Genomic DNA, 16,234 nt, shown 5'->3' with positions numbered 1-16,234 from the left:
CCGCAAAACGCTGAATCGGCCATGACACCGTCGGCCTACTGGCACCGGCAGGCAGCGCGCGCCGGCCCTCGCCGACGCGCACCTGCCGCGATCAGCGCGGCGCCGGGGCCGCCGCCCCGCCCTGCGGCACCCCGTCGGCATCGATCACGGTGACCTCGCCCAGCTTCAGCGCGCGCACCGGCGCCTCGATCTGCTTGAGGTCGCCCACCACCACCCAGGTCAAGGTGTTCGGGTCGAGCATCGACGCCGCCTCGCGCACCTGCGCCGGGGTCATCGCCTCGATCTCGGCCTTGCGCTTGAACACGTAGTCGTCGGGGCGGCCGTAGCGGACGATGCCGCCGATCGCGCCCATCACCGCGCTGGCCGTCTCGTAGGCGCCCGGCAGGCTCAGGGTCTGGATGTTGCGGATGCGCGCCACCTCCTCCGCCGTCGGCGGCGCCTTGCCGCTCGCGAAGGCGCTGATCTCCTTGTACATCTCCTGCAGCGCCGGGGCGGTCTTGTCGATCTGCACCGGGGCCGACGCGGTCCACGGCCGCTGGCCGAGGGCGCTGGCCGCGCCGCTGCGCGCGCCGTAGGACCAATGCTTGTTCTCGCGCAGGTTCATGTTCAGGCGCGAGGTGAAGTCGCCGCCGATCACGCCATTGGCGATGTCGAAGCGGACCGCCGCCGGATCGGTGGTCGGCGGCACCAGTTCCGAGGCGAACAGGTTGGCCTGCACCGCGCCGGGCTGGTCGATCAGGTACACGCGTGGCTTGGCCGGCCGAGCCACGCGGGCCGGGACCGGCACCGAGGGCGCCGTCCCTTCGCCCTTCCAGTCGCCGAACTGCGCGTCCAGCAGCGGCACGATCTCGGCCAGGGTGGTGTCGCCGACCACGATCAGGGTGGCGTGCTCCGGGCGCACCCAGTCGCGATGGAAGTCGACCAGATCCTCGCGCTGCAAGGCCGCGATCGCCGCCTCGGTGCCGATGCCGCTGAACGGCATCGCGTAGGGATGGCCGACGCCGTACAGCAGCGGCGGCAGCACCCGCATCGCCACGCCGTTGGGCTGGGCCTTCTCCTGGCGGATGCTGGCGATCCAACTGGCGCGGACCCGTTCGATCTCGTTCGGCGCGAAGCGCGGCCGCCGCAGCATGTCCGCGTACAGCGCCAGCGACGGCGCCAGGTTCTCCTTCAGCGCCGACAGGTAGGCATTGCTGCCGTCCAGCGCAGCGCCGGCCGCCAGCGACGCCCCCAATGCCTCGGCCGCATCGGCGAACGCCAGCGCATCGCGCTCGCCGGCGCCATCGTCGAGCATGCCCATTGTGAAGTTGGCCGTCCCCGGCTTGCGCCCCTGGTCGGCGCTGTAGCCGCCCTGGAACTCGTAGCTGAACTGCACCACCGGTACCTCGTGGCGTTCGGCCAGGATCACCGTGGTGCCGTTCTTCAGCGTCGCGCGCTGCAGCGTCGGGAACGTCAGTTTCGGAAACTGGGTGGTCTTGGGCGGGCCGGCGCTGCGGTCGACCACGCTGGGCAGGGTGCGGTACTTGGGATCGACCGGCGGCGGATTCAGCGGCGCCGGTTGCACCGTCGGCTCCTCGGCCTGCGCCACGCGTTCGCCCGGCTGCACCAGCAGGGTGTAGTCGCCCTTGCCCAGCCACTTGCGGCCGACGGCGGTGAGATCGCGCGGGCGGGTCTCGGCGATGGTCGCAAGCGAGGTACGGAAGCAGCCGGGGTCGCCGGTGTACACCGCGCACTCGGCCAGCACGTCGGCCTTGCCGCCGAAGCCGCCGATGCGCTCGACGCCACGGATGAAGCCGGCGCGGAAGGCGGTCTTGGCGCGCGCCAGTTCGGCCTTGTCCGGCCCCTTGTCCAGCAGCCGGCGCAGTTCCTCGTCGATCGCCGCCTCGACCCTGGCCGGGTCCACGCCCTGCTTGACCATGGCGATGATGCCGAAGCCGGAGCCGAGCTGCGACGGCCAGACCGAGGCGCTGACCATATCCACCAGCTTGTCCTGGTGGACCAGGCGCCGGTCTAGCCGCGAGGAGGTGGCGCCGCCCAACACCTGCGCCAGCAGTTGCAGGCGGTCGACGTCCTCGGTGCCGGTCTGCGCCACGTTCCAGACGCGGTAGATCCGCGTCTGCGGCACCTTGTCGGTCATGGTCTCGCGGGTGGACTGGCTGCGCTGGGCCACGTCGACCTTGGGCTGGGCCATGCTCGGGCCGGCCGGGATGTCGCCGAAGTAGCGCGTCACCTTCTCCTTGGCCGTGGCCACGTCGATGTCGCCGGCCAGCACCAGCACCGCATTGTTGGGCCCGTACCAGGTGCGGAACCACTGCTTCACGTCGGCCAGCGAGGCCGCGTTGAGGTCGTTCATCGAGCCGATGACGGTGTGGTGGTACGGGTGGCCGGCCGGGTACAGCGCGCGACTCAGCCGGCTCCAGGCCTGCCCGTACGGCTGGTTTTCGCCCTGGCGCTTCTCGTTCTGCACCACCCCGCGCTGCTCGTCCAGCGCCGCCTGATCGATGGCGCCGAGCAGGTGGCCCATGCGATCCGACTCCATCCACAGCGCCATGTCCAGCGCGGTGGTCGGCACGTTCTCGAAGTAATTGGTGCGGTCGCTGTTGGTGGTGCCGTTCTGGTCGGTGACGCCGACCTGCTTGAACGGCTCGAAGAACTCGCCGTGGTGGTTCTCGCTGCCCTGGAACATCAGGTGCTCGAACAGATGCGCGAACCCGGTGCGCCCGGCCGGCTCGTCCTTGGCGCCGACGTGGTACCAGAGGTTGACCGCCACGATCGGCGCCTTGCGATCGGTGTGCACCACCACCCGCAACCCATTGGGCAGGGTGAATTGCGCGTAGGCGATATCCACCGACGCGGCGGCAGCGGGCCTGGCCGCCGTCGAAGGCGGCGCGTAGCTCAATGCGCCGAGCGCGACGGACAGGGCGACGGCCAACAGGGCGCCACGCGGGCGGGTCGAGACGGTCATGCGGATTCCTTCTTCCTTGGGGCGAGTGAAACAGCCGGTGAATGCCGATCGTACCGGGCGTACCGCACGGCGCGCAGTCCGCCGTTGTCGCTGACGCCCTTCTGCAACGGCGTCACCTCCGACCCATCAGCGGGTCGGCTGCCGCCGCGGGCGGCGCCGCGGTGTCCGCGTCCGGCGTACGCGAGCGCCCGGGTGTCCGCCCGCGGACACATCGCCAAGGAAAATTCTCTTTCAAAAACAGAAACTTGGAATTGGCACGCGGTCTGCTTACACATCCGCAAGCGCAAAAGCCACCGGCATTAAGTGAATGAAAGCTTAATAAAACAACCGGGCGCAAAAAAGTTCTTGCAACCCCTGATTAGGTGTACTACATTACTACCACACCACTGATCAACAACACCAACGAGGCCCGCCATGAAGACCACCACCCTGCTCCTGACCGCCGCCATCGCCGCCCTGCTCGCCGCGCCGTCCTTCGCCGCCACGCAGATCACCACCCTGGATGCGGTGCAGGTGCGCCCTTCCGCCGAGCAGATCGCCCAGCGCAGCATCGAACAGGCCAGCGGCATCGCCACCCTGGCGGCCGTGCAGGTGCGCCCCTCGGCCGAGCAGATCGCCCAGCGCGACGCCGAACTGTCCAGCCGCATCGCCACCCTGGCGGCGGTGCAGGTGCGGCCCTCCGCCGAGCAACTCGCCGAGCGCAACCAGGAGCAGGCCGCCAGCCAGCACGTGGTGACCCTGGCCACCGTGCAGGTGCGTCCGGATGCGGACATGGGCAGCATGCTGGCGATCGGCGACGTGGTCGGCGAGACGCTGGACACCGCGATGCTGCAGTTGCAGCCGAGCCTGCAGAAGCTGGGCCAGGACCTGGCGGTCGGCCTGGTGCGCTGAATAGGCACCAAGGCCTCCGCGCCGGCGCGTACACTGCGCCGATGATCGCCACCCCAACGCTGCATGTTCTGCTGTACCAGCCCGAAATTCCGCCCAACACGGGCAACGTCATCCGTCTCTGCGCCAACACCGGCGCGCAACTGCACCTGATCGAGCCGCTGGGCTTCGACCTCGGCGACCGTCAGCTCAAGCGCGCCGGCCTGGATTACCACGAGTACGCACGATTGCAGGTCCATGCATCGCTGGATGCGGCCCTGCAGGCCATCGCCCCGCGCCGCCTGTTCGCCCTCAGCACCCGCAGCAGCACCCGCTACGACACGCCCGCCTTCGCCGACGGCGACGCCTTCCTGTTCGGCCCGGAAACCCGCGGCCTGCCGGACACGGTGCTGGAGCAGGTGCCCGACGCGCAGCGCCTGCGCCTGCCGATGCAGCCGCACAACCGCAGCCTCAACCTGTCCAACGCGGTCGCGGTGGTGGTGTTCGAGGCGTGGCGGCAACTGGGCTTTCCCGGCGCCGACTGAGCGTACGTCGCGCGTCGCCTGGCAACGCGCCATCCAGTGTTCTATCGCTGCATCGCTGACGCGGCACGCGCCACGGCACTGCAGGCGTCAGGACAGATCGTGCAGGTCCTTGCCCAGCACCGGCCCCAGGCTCCAGTCGGAGAAGCGGACCATCAATCCTTCCCGTTCCGGCGTGCACGTCATCGGGCCGACGAGGTAGGAGGAGGCGACCGGGAATGGGCACAACCGCACCAGCGGCCAAGATTTCCCGTCGCGCGAGACCTGCAGGCGCAGCACGCCCTTGTCCACGGTGGCGCGCATCCAGAAATCCGACGCGTCCGCTTCGTACGGGCCGGTGGCCCAGTCCGAACGGCCGTCGGTCAACACGCTGCTGAGCATCGGCCGCCCATCGCTCAGTTCGATACCGGCCTTCACCCAGCGGCGCTCGTCGACCCGCACCATGAGGCCGGCCTGATCGTAGAGCTGTTCGAACTTGCCGCGCACGCGCAATTGGCAGGTGAAGCGCGCGGGTGCGGCGATGCCGAGGAAATGCCCGCTGTCGCGGGTGAACCCGTAATGGGTTTCGCGCCAGAAATCGCCGCCCTTGTCGGTGACGACCTCGAGCACGCCGCCCGGCAGGATCCGATGGACCTTGGGCGCGTTGAGCCAGGTGCCCGCCTCCCAGCCGGAAGCTGCCGCCGCGCGCGCACCGCTCGCCAGCACGCCACTGCCGGCGGCGAGCCCACCCAGGGTCGCCCGACGACCGATATCCACGTCCTGCTCCCCGCAATTCGCCATCGCACTGCTCCTCACGTCGCTGTTTCGGAGGCGCCATCGCGGCGATGGCCTTCGTCGACCTCTTTGGCGAATTTGTACATTCGTACCAATTGAGGCGTCAACCGCGACCTGCGATCATCGGCCTTCGTCGAAAACAGCGTTGGACACATGAGCGGCAGGACCTGGCGCCAGGATCCGCACCGGAAGGAAGCGATCGAGCAGGCCACCTTGCGGGTGATCCTGGACCACGGCGTCACCGGCACCACCTTCCGCAAGGTCGCCGAGGAAGCCGGCGTTCCGCTCAGCGCCACCACCTACTATTTCGGCTCGATGCACGACCTGCTGGTCGCCGCGTTCACCCGCTTCTCCCAAGACGTGTCCGCCGACTTCGCTGCCGAAATCCGCACCGCGCAGAACCGCGACCAGGCCTGCGAGGCGGTGGTGAACATCATCTTCGCCGAGGGGACGGCGTCCCCGCGGGTGCTGCTGCTGAGCTACGAACTGTATGCGTTCGCCCGCCGGCATCCGGAGATGACCGCGATCATGCAGCAGTGGATGGCCAGGAGCCGGGCCGCCCTGGAAACGCAGTTCTCCGTCGCCGCATCCGCCGCCATCGATGCCTTCATCGAAGGCGCGACCATCCACCGCTCGGTGGTGCCCATGGACAGGCAACGCGTCCGCGCGGCGATCGAGACGCTTGCCGCGCTGTAGCGTGCCGCTCGCACGCGGTGGGCGTCGCCACCTGCGCTGACAGTCCTGATATTCCCTGTTACCTGGAATGCAACGGCGCGCATCACAACAATGCATCGCGAGCGCCTGAACGGGGCGTTTAATTTATGGACTGGTCGGTTTGGGATTCAGGGCGAGTTCGGGTCGCTAACGGATAATTTACATATCGGCAGCGAACGGCCCCACGCCTCAGCGCCGACAAACCAATAACGAAGGTACCCCGATTATGAAGACCTCTCTGCTTGCTCTCGGCCTCCTGGCCACCCTGCCGTTCGCCGCTTCGGCCGCCGAAGGCCTTTCCTACAACTATGCCGAAGCCGGCTACGTCAAGACCGACGCCAGCGGCGGCGATGCCGACGGCTGGGCGGTCAAGGGTTCCTACGCGTTCCACCCGAACTTCAGCGTGTTCGGCGACTTCAACCGCCAGAAGACCGACTTTGCCGACGCACGCGTCGACCAGTGGCGCGTCGGTGCCGGCTACAACCACGAGATCGCGACCAGCACCGACCTGGTGACCCGCGTGGCCTACAACCGTTTCGCCCCGGAATACGGCACCAAGTTCAACGGCTGGAGCGCCGAAGCGGGTATCCGCACCGCGTTCAACCCGTACCTGGAAGTCTATGCCCTGGGTGGTTACGAGGACTACCTGAAGAAGGACGGCGTCAATCCGGAAGGCACCTTCTACGGCCGTCTGGGCGCCCAGGCCAAGCTGAACCAGAACTGGGGCCTGAGCGCCGACCTGAAGATGGACCGCCACGGCGACAAGGAATGGTTCGTCGGCCCGCGCTTCAGCTGGTAAGCGTTGCCTAGCGCCGCGCGCGTCGTCTCTCTCTCCCGCCGCGCGCGGTTCGGAAAGCCCGGTCCCACGACCGGGCTTTTTTTGTTTGACGATGACTCCAGCCCGGCATTTCGCTGGACTACGCCCAAGCCCGCTACAGCAGGTTTATCAAGGGTTTAGGCGCGTCCATCATATGCCGGCGCTTTCCGAGACTTGACCCGGCTTCCGGTCGCATGGCTCCCATGTGGCTCTTGGAAGCCGAGGTTTTCCGGGGAGTCATCATGGCAAGAATCAAACTCACCAAGTCCGCCGTCGATGCCGCAAGGCCCCAGGCGCAGGCCGTCGAACTCCGGGACACCGTGGTGCCCGGCTTCTTGTGCAAGATCACCCCGGCAGGCCGCAAGGTGTTCATGCTCCAGTACCGCACGAACGCCGGCGAGCGCCGTAAGCCCGCCTGGCCCCAGTACGGGGAGCTAACCGTCGAGCAGGCCCGCACATGGCGTCGGTCAACCCTTACGCCCCTCTTCCTTGAAGCGCTTGAGCCATTTGTAGGCCGTTCGGAGGCTGACACCGGCAGCATGCGCCGCTTCTTCGACGCGCAGCCCCTGAACAAGGATGCTATCCACAAGCAGGGCTCGACCGCGAAGGTTCAAACGGGCATGTTTATGCAGGCTCATCCGGGGCTCCTGGGGGCTGGGTTGGCTTGGTAACCCTCATCTTCCAGAGATGCCCCGGATGAACAACCTAAGAGATCACAAGGACAATTTCTCTGAAGGCTGTTCAGCTACTTGCAGCAGTGGTGGAAGCCGCAGGCGTCGTATCCACGAAAACGTGCGTCAAGCGAATAACGTGGCCTGACGTCCCCTGCGTCAGATTTCCCTCGTGTATCGAAAGTGATTCGGCGTGGGGATCCAGATCCACCAGCTTCGCATCCTCGCCATAGGTCGCGCGTATACGGGCATCAATGCCTTCCACCAAGGCTGCGCTCGGTAGCTTCAGCACGTATCCAAGCATCACACCACGATAGTGGCCAGCTGCGTATTGCCCCGTCACGTAACGGTTAACGCCCTGGGTGACATAGCGCTGGTTGAGCGCAGCTTCCCCAGCTCCCACACGCTTGCACTCGACGCCGAGGTAGGCCTCCTCATCGCCGAACTGGTGCAGGAAGCGAAGAACGATGTCGATGCGCCCGAGCACCTCTGGATCGTTGTTGCCCATGTCCAACAGCTCGAACTCGCCCGTGATCTCAAGATTCGACAGGCCGAGCTCCTTTTTCAGCCGGCGCATCGCCTTCTTGACGTGGAGCGTGATGGGCACTTCCAGCATCCCTGGCGTCAACAGCGACCTTGCTGTTGCAACCCCCTGACACAGAAGATCAACCACGGTCGCAAACTCGTCTTCCGAGAGCGCAAACGATGGACGCCCCAAGGGCAAGTCAGGCGACAGATGCATGGAACCCCTTGATCCAGTGATCCGCCAGAACGACATCCCCATCATTCAGCCCCGCTGTTCGGGTCCAGTAGCGGGCCTCGGACGGTTTGAGTACAAAAAGCGCGTTCTCGTCGTAGATGCGTATCTGGCGCCGTTCGTTGAGATAGGGGGGCACATCCGCGTTGACCTGCCCGCGCAGTAGCGCTCCCAACCGCTCGATCTCCGCTTCGCTGCCCAAATGCACACGAGGCGTGTCTGACGGCGCGCCAGCCACCATAGCGAAGCGCACAGCATCCACGCCCGGCACACCATCGGCGGCATTGCCGGCAGCAACATGCCGTGAATAGATGACCGCCTCCAGGTGTCTCTTACCGCGCGCACGCAGGTAGGCATTGACCGTGTGGACCACCTCGCTGGCATAGGCCACCAAGTCGTCCTTGGACGGCCTCTTGGTCAGGGCCATGCGATGCTTGCGACCTTCGAACAGGAGCGCGCGAGCACGCTGAACACCATCAGAGGCAAGGGTCGCCTCATCGCGATCTAGGCCATACAGTTCGCACACGGCGTGGTCGAGTGCCTCGATCAAGGCCTTATTGCCAGGCTCCTGCGCAAGAGCAGCCTCCGCTGACAAGACCGATTCCAGTAGCGCAGAATCGATCTCGTTCAGATTCGGGACACGCAACGAAAGCAGATCGTTGGGCTCCACCGTGGGTCGCTCCAATCCCCATGCCCCACCGCCCATCGCAAGCTGAAAGGCGGTGAGGCTCGAATTCAGGATGGCGGAAAGAACACGCGCAGCATCAAGGGCCTTGCCCGCAAACGAAATGCCATAGAAGCTCTCATTGAATAGGGCACTGTGTCCGACGACGGCTGCGCTGTAGCGGCCCAATTCAATGGCATCGGTCTGGCTCCCCTTCGGGCACAGGAGCACCGGCCCATTGAACATCTCGACCCTTTTCTTCCTGGAGCGATGCAGCCATTCATGAGTGAACCTTGTGAGCGCACCAGGCTTCAATCGAAATGGCTGATAGGCCTCTGTGGTAACGAAGTCCAATTGATAGTAGTGCGCTGGGGGACGTTCAACACCAACGCCCTGCACCTTGATTCCCTGGCCGCGCGCAGTCAATTCATGATCGGTCAGCAATCGATCGAGTGTTGGAAACATACGCTCCAGTTTCTCGATCAGCCAGCCATCGCGCACGGTCCCGAACGCAGCCGCTTTGAGCATCGCAGGTGTGCGCAAGACTCGCGACAGCGGCACGCTCTTCAACTCTCCGGGACCTACATGAAAGACCCCGTTGCGTCGGAAGTCGGGTGTCCACGGAATCGACCCTACCAGCAGGCGATCATCGCGATCCGTCAATGCGCAACGGCCGAAGAACAGTAGCGCTGGCCCCGTCGCGTCGGGAAAGAGCCCTTCCTTTCGCAGCGCCGACAGATTCACCAGCGCAGCAGGATTAAGTGCACGCAGCAGCGCCTCGCGCGACTGAATCGCATGCTCGTCTTTGGAGAAGAACGGCGAGGCCTTCATCACCATGCCGATTCGCCCGGAATCGCCAGCCAGGCGCGATGCCACCCACAAAAACTCCTGATCCGGGCTTCGTCGTGGCCGACTGGACTGAACATCTTCCGCCTTGCGCTTGCGCTTGCGCGAGGGGCGACCACGCTTGACGAAAGTCCACGGAGGGTTGCCCACAACTGCGTCAAAGGGCTTGGCCGCGACAAGGGGTGGCAACTCATCGTGAACCGTGTCGGCCTCGAAAAGCGTGACGCCGATTAGGCGGTCAAACTTCAGATCCTGTATGTCCTGAACCGGCTCCTCATCGAGCTCCAAAGCTGCTAGGTACAGGCTGAACGCTGCGATGCCCAAGGCGGACTTGTTGATGTCGATGCCGTAAAGCTGCGTGCGCAGCACATCGCGCACGACGGCACGGCTGGCCGTCTTTGCTTCTTCAGTGCGCTTCCATACCAGCCGCCGGAAAGCTTCGACCAGGAAAGCGCCCGACCCGCATGTCGGATCGATCACTCGAGCTTGCGCCGGCAGCCTTTCGAACACCGGGTCCAGCGTCAGATGGACCAGTTCCACCGGCGTGTAGTGCAGGCCCTGCACATGAGCCTCGTCCGCCGCGCTCGATCGAGCGAACTGCTGGTAGATCGAGCTGATCAGGTCCACGGGGATCGCATCGAAGCGGAATCGGAACAAACGGCCCTGGCCTGACAGCAGGCTGCGGCCTTCAACGAAGTCCCGCAAGAGTTCCAAGTGCGCCTTGCCTAGGCGCTGGTGTTCGGCGCCAGGATCATCCATTGGGAAAAGATCACCATTGAAGGTGCTGCGAAGCCACCGGAACAGCGTAAAGGTCGAATCAACGGTCGTGAACATGCCAGCCACGTCGGCGGGGAGTTCCGGCGGCAGAAAAGGCTGGGCGATGCCACGGTCAACGAGGTACGACGTGAAGATGCAGCGGCCGATCAGGCGCTGCGCAAAGTCACGCGATGCCTGCGTTTCCTGCTTGCCATCCGGCAGCGGCTGGCCGCTGGCCGGCGGCAGGCTCGTCAGGCGATCCTCAAGCGCATTGATTTCGTCGAGTAGCGCTCGATCCACACGATGTCGGCGATCGATCCGCTGCCCGATGGCGCTTGACCAGAAGGCTCCGGTTTCAGTCGCGTACCGGCCGCACATGGCGTCCAGGGACCGCAGCCTGTCCTCCGCCTGCAAGGAAAACACGTCCAGCGGCACAGTGGCGAGATGCTCTGGGCTTTCGCTGACCGGTGACGCATAGCAGTCGTACAAGTGCACGTCAGTGGGCGTGATGATCCACAGCAGAGGTGCCACGCCGATGTTCCAGGCAGCCTCGTGCCATTGCGCTATCTGCTGTTCAGAGGGAGCTTCATTGCCCGAGTCCTTGAAGATGGCGGTTGGCACGCTCTGCGCTGAAAAGACCGCCTCGGCTTGCAGGCCCACTCGACCGTCGCATAGAACAGATCGCAGGCGTGCGCCGAAATCCTCTCCAGCTTGGATCAATCCAGGTGCTCCGCTGCCGTCCGGCAAGAGGTAACCAGTCGCCGTCAGGGCTTGCGTGAACGCGGCGCTACCCATGTCGGCGGTGTCCAGTTAGGTCGTTGAATACACGATCGCCTCCCATGCCAAGAGCCGGGAAGAGCTGGAACTGGCTCACCGACACCGGCTTGGGCAAAGAAAAACCGTCCAATAGGTGCTGCAAGTGGGGATCGAGTCGGAGCAGGATGCAGTCGTCAGTGAAAACGACCTCATCGCGCGAATCAATCAAGCTCCACTGTGCTCCCCCATGAAGCGCTAAGGCCTTGCCCCACAGTGACAGGAAGGATTCGTGGGCTAGCCCCGCGCCTAGTTGCGCAAATAGGTCACGGTGTGCCTGTAGCTCCAATCTGAATCGGTCGCGTAGCACGACAGCCAAACGTAACAGCAGTATCGTCTGCCAAGAATAGCGAGCGGGTGAACCGTGGCCTTTGGGTTTCACATCGGGAGGAATCAACGCGCGACGGCTCGTCCACTCGCGGAGTTGTTCCGTCGAGAGGCCTGTTAATCTTGTTGCATCACGTGTTGTGACAAGTTGCATAGAGAGCCAGAAAAGTTGGTTGCGTGACTGAAATCGGGTGTCTTACCCCATCTTCTCACGAAATCGGGCAAGACACCCGTTCTTTCACGGACAGGAGGGCGAGGTTTTTCACCTTAGCGCTGTGATCGCTATTGCACGTTGCACGAGCAAGGTGCAAATGGGAGGGCGGTCGAAGTGCCACGGACTGATCCCGAACATGCTGAAGGCACCCACCACAGTCCATCGCTGCGTGTTCTCGTTCTGGATAGACTGCCGAGGAATGAGCTGAGATCGACGCAAGCTCGCCGCCCCTTGGCAATCGTTTCCGCTACAGCGCGACCCGGCTTGCTTTCTCAAGGATCTCATGTGGCTCCCAGCCCACAACGCCACATCACCTGCAAGCGGCACGAAATAGAGCTAATCTGTTGTCCCGTATATTGTTTCAAGGCCCATGCGGATTTGCACAAAGGGCCTGACGCCGGGCTTTTTTTACGCGATCGTCCGGCCACCGCTGCAGCGCCGGTGTGCGCAGCGGATACGAAAACGCCCGGCCAGGCCGGGCGCTTTCGTGTCCGGCGGTAGCCGGATCAACTGAACAAGGTGGTTGGGTACTCGGGCTTCTGTTCGCGCGCCAGCAACTGCTGCAGGCCGACCGCCGGGGTCAGCTCGCCATGCAGGACTGCGCGCACCGCATTGGAGATCGGCAGATCGATGCCGTGGCGCTCGGCCTGGCGCATCACCTCGTCGGCGGTCTGCACCGACTCGACCACCTGACCGATCGCGCGCACCGCCTCCTGCAGCGGTTGCCCACGGCCCAGCGCCAGGCCCAGCCGACGGTTGCGCGAGAGGTCGCCGGTACAGGTGAGCACCAGGTCGCCGAGTCCGGCCAGGCCCATCAGGGTCTCCGGCTTGGCGCCGATCGCCGCGGCCAGCCGCAGCATCTCGTTGAGGCCGCGGGTGATCAGGCCGGCGCGGGCGTTGAGGCCCAGCTCCATGCCGTCGGCCACGCCGGTGGCCACCGCCAGCACGTTCTTCATCGCCCCGCCCAGCTCGGCGCCGACCATGTCGTCGCCGGTATAGGCGCGGAAGGTCGGGCCGTGCATGGCGTCGGCGACCTGCTGCGCGAACGCGGCATCGCCGTGCACGGTCACCGCGGTCGGCAGGTCCAGGGCCACTTCCTTGGCGAAGGACGGACCGGTGACCACCGCCAGCGGGACCTCCTCGCCGAGGATCTCCTGCGCCACTTCATGCAGGAAACGCCCCGACCCGGGCTCGAAGCCCTTGGTCGCCCAGGCCACGCCGGCCTGCGCCGGGCGCAGCGGCGCGAGCTGGCGCAGGGTTTCGGTGAACGCATGCGACGGCACCACCACCAGGATCCAGTCGGCGCCATCGATGGCCGCCGCCAGGTCGGTGGTGGCCTGCAGGCCCTCCGGCAACGCGATCCCCGGCAGGTAGCGCGGGTTTTCGTGGCGCTGCCCGATGGCCTCGGCGACCACGGCATCGCGTCCCCACAGCACGGTCGGGTACCCGTGCCGTGCGGTCAGCGACGCCAGCGCCGTGCCCCAGGAGCCGGCGCCGAGGACGGCGATCTTCTTCTTGGCGTTATCGCGCATGCGCAACGGCGAACGCGCTCAGGCGTTGCCGGCCGGCTCCGAATCGGCCAGCGACTGGCCCTCGCCCTGCTGCGCGCGCTGGCGCAGGGTCTCGGCGTACAGGGCCTCGAAGTTGATCGGCTGCAGGAAGAACGGCGGGAAGCCGCCGGCCTGGATCAGGTCGCTGACCAGCGAGCGCACGTACGGGAACAGGATGCTCGGGCACTGGGTGCCGAGCAGCACGTCCACCGCCTGCGGGTCCAGGCCGACCAGGCCGAACACGCCGGCCTGCTGCACTTCGGCCACGTAGGCGGTCTTGCCGCCGGCGGTGCAGGTCAGGGTCACGGCCAGCACGACTTCGAAGGCCTGCTCGTTGAGCTGTTGCACGCGCTGGTTGAGGTTGAGCTGCAGTTCCGGCTGCGCGTTGTCGTTGAACACCGACGGCGCGTTGGGGGACTCGAAGGACACGTCCTTGACGTAGATCTTCTCGATGGTGAAAGCGGGACCGGCCGCGGCGTCGGCCGGCGCCGCGGCGCCGTTGTTGGTGAGGTCGGACATTGCTTGACTCCGGTGGATTCGGTAACAGAAAGAAACGGGATTATCACACGCCGGCCGCGACCCTCGAGGTCTGGCCGGACGCGGTGTCTCAGCGGCCCTTGACCAGCGGCAGCTCGGCCTGCTGCCAGGCGGCGATGCCGCCCTCGAGCACGTAGACCTGCTCGAAGCCGGCCTTCTTCAACTGCTTGGCGGCGCCGTCGGCGGTGGTGCCGGTGCGGCAGACCAGCACGACCGGCTGCGCCTTGGCGTTGGCCACCAGCTTGTGCTCGGGGCCGAACTGGCTGGCGGTGGCATTGCGGCTGCCGGCGATGTGGCCCTTCTCGAAATCGGCCGAGGCCGACAGGTCGACCACCACCGCATTGCCGGCGTTGATCAGGCGGGTCAGCTCCGCCGGCCGCAGGCTCTTGTAGCCACGGAACAGGCGCGCCACTTCGGTGACGATCAGGGCGATGGTCAGGCCCACCAGGGCCAGGGCCAGCATCGGGTTGCGGCCGGCGAAGGCCAGCAGTTCTTCGAAGTTCACGGGACTCGGGGGCTGGAAGCGGGCGCCGATTGTCGCACAGCTCGGCGACCGCGCTACTGGCCGTTCCACAGGTCCGGCAGGCCATCCTGCAGCCACCAGGTCTTGGCCTCGGGGTCCCAGCGCCAACGCTCGCGGTAGCGGACGATGCGCTCGGCCTGGGTATTGCGGTTGATCACGCCCAGTTCGATCTCGCGCAGCGCCTCGCCGTCGCCGACCGCGCCGCCGCCGACCTTGTAGGAGGAGACCTGGATCTGCCGGTAGCGCTCCAGTTGCAGGTCGGTCAGCGGATGCGCCTGGCGGTAGGCCGGGTCGACCACCTGCCAGGCGGTCTCGAACTCGCTCCAGCGCACCGCCGCGGCGTAGGCGGTCTGCAGATCGTCGAGCTTGCGCTGTTGCGCGCGGCTGCCGGCCACGGCCGCGCCGGTCCAGCCGAGCAGCAACAGCAGCGCGAGCGCGCGGAACATCGAGGGCATGGCGGCGTCCAGGTGGCGGCGCGCGGGGCGCGCGATCCGCGCATCCTACCCCTTGGCGAGGGCCACGAAGCGACCGCTCAGGGTCGCCGCCGCGGCCGCGCCGGGCGCGCCGACCTGGGCCTGGATGCCGATGCGGGCGCGGCCGCGCTGGCGGAAGGTATTCACGAACACGGCCCAGTCGCCCTCCGCATCGGCATTGGCCTGGGCATGCAGATCGGCGTAGAGCGGCGCCAGGTAGCGCACCTGGCTGTCGGCGACATAGACGTCGGCCTGCAGGCCGGCGCGGTGCAGCTCGCAGTTGACCAGCCCCCAGCCCGCAAGGGTCATCACCGAGCCCAGGCTGCCGCCGAAGGCGTTGCCCTTGTCGTTAATGTTGGCCGCCAGTGGTGCGACCAGCTGCAGGCGCTGCTCGGCATACTCGTGCACGGCGACCTGCAGCGCCGCCACCGGCGGCATGGCCTGGAACTGCCGTTGCAACTGCTGCAGGAACGCCTCGAAGGAAAGATCCGCTGCCATGATGCGATTGTGCTGCCGGTGGGGGCTCGCATAATGCCTGGCATGAGCGCGCATGCAACCGCGGCCCCGGCCTGGACCCTGATCTCGCTGCGCCCGCAGGGCGAGCACGCGCCGCTGCGGCGGGCCGCGGCGCGCTGCGGCGCACGGGTGCTGGCGGTGTCGCCGTGGCGGCTGCGGCCGCGCGCCGATCCCGCCACCCGCGCGGCCCTGGCCGCGGCGCTGGCTGCGCCACGGGTCATCGTCAGCAGCCCGGCGGCGGTGCGCGCGGCCGCGGCGCTGCAGCCGCTGGCGGCACGCCCCGGCCAGTGCTGGCTGGCGGTAGGCGCAGGCACGGCGCGCGCCTTGCGCCAGCACGGCATCGCCGAGGTGGCGACGCCGGCGCGGATGGACAGCGACGGCCTGCTGGCGCTGCCGGAACTGGCCGCGCACGACCTGCCGGTGGGACTGATCACCGCCCCCGGCGGCCGCGGCCTGATCGCCGCACACCTGCAGGCGCGCGGCACCCCGCTGCTGCGCGCGGACGTGTACGTGCGCGAACCGGTACGACTGCGCGCGGCCGACCTGGCCCGCCTGCGTGCGGCGCCGCCCGGTGTGCTGGCGCTGAGCAGCGGCGAGGCGCTGCAACAGCTGCTGGCGCAGTTGCCGGAGGAGTTGGCCCGGGCCTGGCGCGCGCGGCCGGTGGTCGCGGCCAGCGCGCGCCTGGCGACCCTGGCCGCGGACCTGGGGTTCGTCGACGTCGCACAGGCGGCCGGACCGATGCCGCAGCAGTTGGTCGCCGCAGCGGCCGCGATCGTAACGCGCTCGCCACCTCGCTGAACGCGGACCGCCGCCCGGGTTGCGGCCGCAGTGCCGCTCACGCCATGCTCCGGCGGTGCCGCGCCGACCGCCGCCTTGCTCGCGACGGGCGACGGCCCCCAGGACGCTGC

General features: G+C 66.6%; 15 protein-coding genes and 2 pseudogenes. 6 read left to right on the top strand and 11 right to left on the bottom strand.

The features are described 5' to 3' along the window. Positions 1 to 91 precede the first annotated feature (91 nt). Positions 92 to 2,965, bottom strand: coding sequence for a pitrilysin family protein (locus RAB70_RS04480; protein ID WP_148829795.1), 2,874 nt, complete (start codon positions 2,963 to 2,965; stop codon positions 92 to 94). Positions 2,966 to 3,379: 414 nt separating this feature from the next. Here RAB70_RS04480 and RAB70_RS04475 point away from each other — a divergent pair, with 414 nt between their 5' ends. After that, a complete protein-coding gene (locus RAB70_RS04475) occupies positions 3,380 to 3,856 on the top strand; it encodes a hypothetical protein (protein WP_148829794.1) in 477 nt (158 codons plus the stop codon). Between the two features lie 41 nt (positions 3,857 to 3,897). Then, positions 3,898 to 4,377: a tRNA (cytidine(34)-2'-O)-methyltransferase gene (locus RAB70_RS04470; protein WP_017907740.1), complete on the top strand. Its 480-nt coding sequence runs from the start codon at positions 3,898 to 3,900 to the stop codon at positions 4,375 to 4,377. Positions 4,378 to 4,464: 87 nt separating this feature from the next. Here the strand turns inward: RAB70_RS04470 and RAB70_RS04465 are convergent, their stop codons facing one another. Continuing rightward, on the bottom strand, positions 4,465 to 5,154 hold the full coding sequence (locus RAB70_RS04465; protein WP_148829793.1) for a DUF1349 domain-containing protein: 690 nt from the start codon (positions 5,152 to 5,154) through the stop codon (positions 4,465 to 4,467). 147 nt (positions 5,155 to 5,301) lie between these two features. Here RAB70_RS04465 and RAB70_RS04460 point away from each other — a divergent pair, with 147 nt between their 5' ends. From RAB70_RS04460 to RAB70_RS04450, 3 genes and pseudogenes are all read left to right on the top strand, one after another. Further along, positions 5,302 to 5,844, top strand: coding sequence for a TetR/AcrR family transcriptional regulator (locus tag RAB70_RS04460; RefSeq protein ID WP_148829792.1), 543 nt, complete (start codon positions 5,302 to 5,304; stop codon positions 5,842 to 5,844). A 244-nt stretch (positions 5,845 to 6,088) separates the two neighbouring features. Beyond that, positions 6,089 to 6,661: an Ax21 family protein gene (locus RAB70_RS04455; RefSeq protein WP_017907743.1), complete on the top strand. Its 573-nt coding sequence runs from the start codon at positions 6,089 to 6,091 to the stop codon at positions 6,659 to 6,661. Between the two features lie 260 nt (positions 6,662 to 6,921). Next, positions 6,922 to 7,155, top strand: a pseudogene (locus RAB70_RS04450) (Arm DNA-binding domain-containing protein); the annotation flags it as partial. Here the strand turns inward: RAB70_RS04450 and RAB70_RS04445 are convergent. The 9 genes and pseudogenes from RAB70_RS04445 to RAB70_RS04405 form a co-directional block, all read right to left on the bottom strand. After that, positions 7,150 to 7,317 (bottom strand): annotated as a pseudogene (locus tag RAB70_RS04445) (leucine zipper domain-containing protein); the annotation flags it as partial. The pseudogenes RAB70_RS04450 and RAB70_RS04445 sit on opposite strands and share 6 nt — an antisense overlap. Before the next feature lie 103 nt (positions 7,318 to 7,420). After that, entirely contained in the window at positions 7,421 to 8,092 is a 672-nt protein-coding gene (locus RAB70_RS04440) for a hypothetical protein (RefSeq protein ID WP_148829791.1), read from the bottom strand. Then, positions 8,076 to 11,168, bottom strand: a complete 3,093-nt coding sequence (locus tag RAB70_RS04435) for a class I SAM-dependent DNA methyltransferase (protein ID WP_148829790.1) — start codon at positions 11,166 to 11,168, stop codon at positions 8,076 to 8,078. The genes RAB70_RS04440 and RAB70_RS04435 overlap by 17 nt, the downstream gene beginning before the upstream one ends. Next, positions 11,161 to 11,667, bottom strand: coding sequence for a MerR family transcriptional regulator (locus tag RAB70_RS04430; protein WP_148829789.1), 507 nt, complete (start codon positions 11,665 to 11,667; stop codon positions 11,161 to 11,163). The genes RAB70_RS04435 and RAB70_RS04430 overlap by 8 nt, the downstream gene beginning before the upstream one ends. Positions 11,668 to 12,233: 566 nt before the next feature. Then, entirely contained in the window at positions 12,234 to 13,259 is a 1,026-nt protein-coding gene (locus RAB70_RS04425; RefSeq protein ID WP_148829788.1) for an NAD(P)H-dependent glycerol-3-phosphate dehydrogenase, read from the bottom strand. A gap of 18 nt (positions 13,260 to 13,277) precedes the next feature. After that, entirely contained in the window at positions 13,278 to 13,796 is a 519-nt protein-coding gene (secB, locus tag RAB70_RS04420) for a protein-export chaperone SecB (protein ID WP_017907745.1), read from the bottom strand. An 88-nt stretch (positions 13,797 to 13,884) separates the two neighbouring features. Further along, positions 13,885 to 14,319, bottom strand: a complete 435-nt coding sequence (locus tag RAB70_RS04415) for a rhodanese-like domain-containing protein (RefSeq protein WP_017907746.1) — start codon at positions 14,317 to 14,319, stop codon at positions 13,885 to 13,887. A 53-nt stretch (positions 14,320 to 14,372) separates the two neighbouring features. Further along, the gene (locus RAB70_RS04410; protein ID WP_026144149.1) at positions 14,373 to 14,792 is read right to left on the bottom strand and encodes a hypothetical protein; all 420 of its coding nucleotides are present in this window, start codon (positions 14,790 to 14,792) and stop codon (positions 14,373 to 14,375) included. A gap of 45 nt (positions 14,793 to 14,837) precedes the next feature. Further along, positions 14,838 to 15,308, bottom strand: a complete 471-nt coding sequence (locus RAB70_RS04405; RefSeq protein WP_148830395.1) for a YiiD C-terminal domain-containing protein — start codon at positions 15,306 to 15,308, stop codon at positions 14,838 to 14,840. A 42-nt stretch (positions 15,309 to 15,350) separates the two neighbouring features. On the opposite strand from RAB70_RS04405, the gene RAB70_RS04400 reads away from it, so the two are divergent. After that, a complete protein-coding gene (locus RAB70_RS04400; RefSeq protein WP_408068856.1) occupies positions 15,351 to 16,124 on the top strand; it encodes a uroporphyrinogen-III synthase in 774 nt (257 codons plus the stop codon). The last annotated feature ends 110 nt before the right edge of the window (positions 16,125 to 16,234 follow it).

Origin of the sequence: Xanthomonas sontii, assembly GCF_040529055.1 — a bacterium.
Taxonomy (GTDB): Bacteria; Pseudomonadota; Gammaproteobacteria; order Xanthomonadales; family Xanthomonadaceae; genus Xanthomonas_A; species Xanthomonas_A sontii.
This window is presented reverse-complemented; position numbering and strand designations above follow the sequence as displayed.

Bases quoted from the DNA above. Each gene is read 5' to 3' on its own strand.
- RAB70_RS04440 (WP_148829791.1), bottom strand. From the start codon at position 8,092: ATGCATCTGTCGCCTGACTTGCCCTTGGGGCGTCCATCGTTTGCGCTC.
- RAB70_RS04460 (WP_148829792.1), top strand. From the start codon at position 5,302: ATGAGCGGCAGGACCTGGCGCCAGGATCCGCACCGGAAGGAAGCGATC.
- RAB70_RS04475 (WP_148829794.1), top strand. From the start codon at position 3,380: ATGAAGACCACCACCCTGCTCCTGACCGCCGCCATCGCCGCCCTGCTC.
- RAB70_RS04410 (WP_026144149.1), bottom strand. From the start codon at position 14,792: ATGCCCTCGATGTTCCGCGCGCTCGCGCTGCTGTTGCTGCTCGGCTGG.
- RAB70_RS04465 (WP_148829793.1), bottom strand. From the start codon at position 5,154: ATGGCGAATTGCGGGGAGCAGGACGTGGATATCGGTCGTCGGGCGACC.
- RAB70_RS04470 (WP_017907740.1), top strand. From the start codon at position 3,898: ATGATCGCCACCCCAACGCTGCATGTTCTGCTGTACCAGCCCGAAATT.
- RAB70_RS04435 (WP_148829790.1), bottom strand. From the start codon at position 11,168: ATGGGTAGCGCCGCGTTCACGCAAGCCCTGACGGCGACTGGTTACCTC.
- RAB70_RS04400 (WP_408068856.1), top strand. From the start codon at position 15,351: ATGAGCGCGCATGCAACCGCGGCCCCGGCCTGGACCCTGATCTCGCTG.
- RAB70_RS04430 (WP_148829789.1), bottom strand. From the start codon at position 11,667: ATGCAACTTGTCACAACACGTGATGCAACAAGATTAACAGGCCTCTCG.
- RAB70_RS04480 (WP_148829795.1), bottom strand. From the start codon at position 2,965: ATGACCGTCTCGACCCGCCCGCGTGGCGCCCTGTTGGCCGTCGCCCTG.
- secB (WP_017907745.1), bottom strand. From the start codon at position 13,796: ATGTCCGACCTCACCAACAACGGCGCCGCGGCGCCGGCCGACGCCGCG.
- RAB70_RS04405 (WP_148830395.1), bottom strand. From the start codon at position 15,308: ATGGCAGCGGATCTTTCCTTCGAGGCGTTCCTGCAGCAGTTGCAACGG.
- RAB70_RS04425 (WP_148829788.1), bottom strand. From the start codon at position 13,259: ATGCGCGATAACGCCAAGAAGAAGATCGCCGTCCTCGGCGCCGGCTCC.
- RAB70_RS04455 (WP_017907743.1), top strand. From the start codon at position 6,089: ATGAAGACCTCTCTGCTTGCTCTCGGCCTCCTGGCCACCCTGCCGTTC.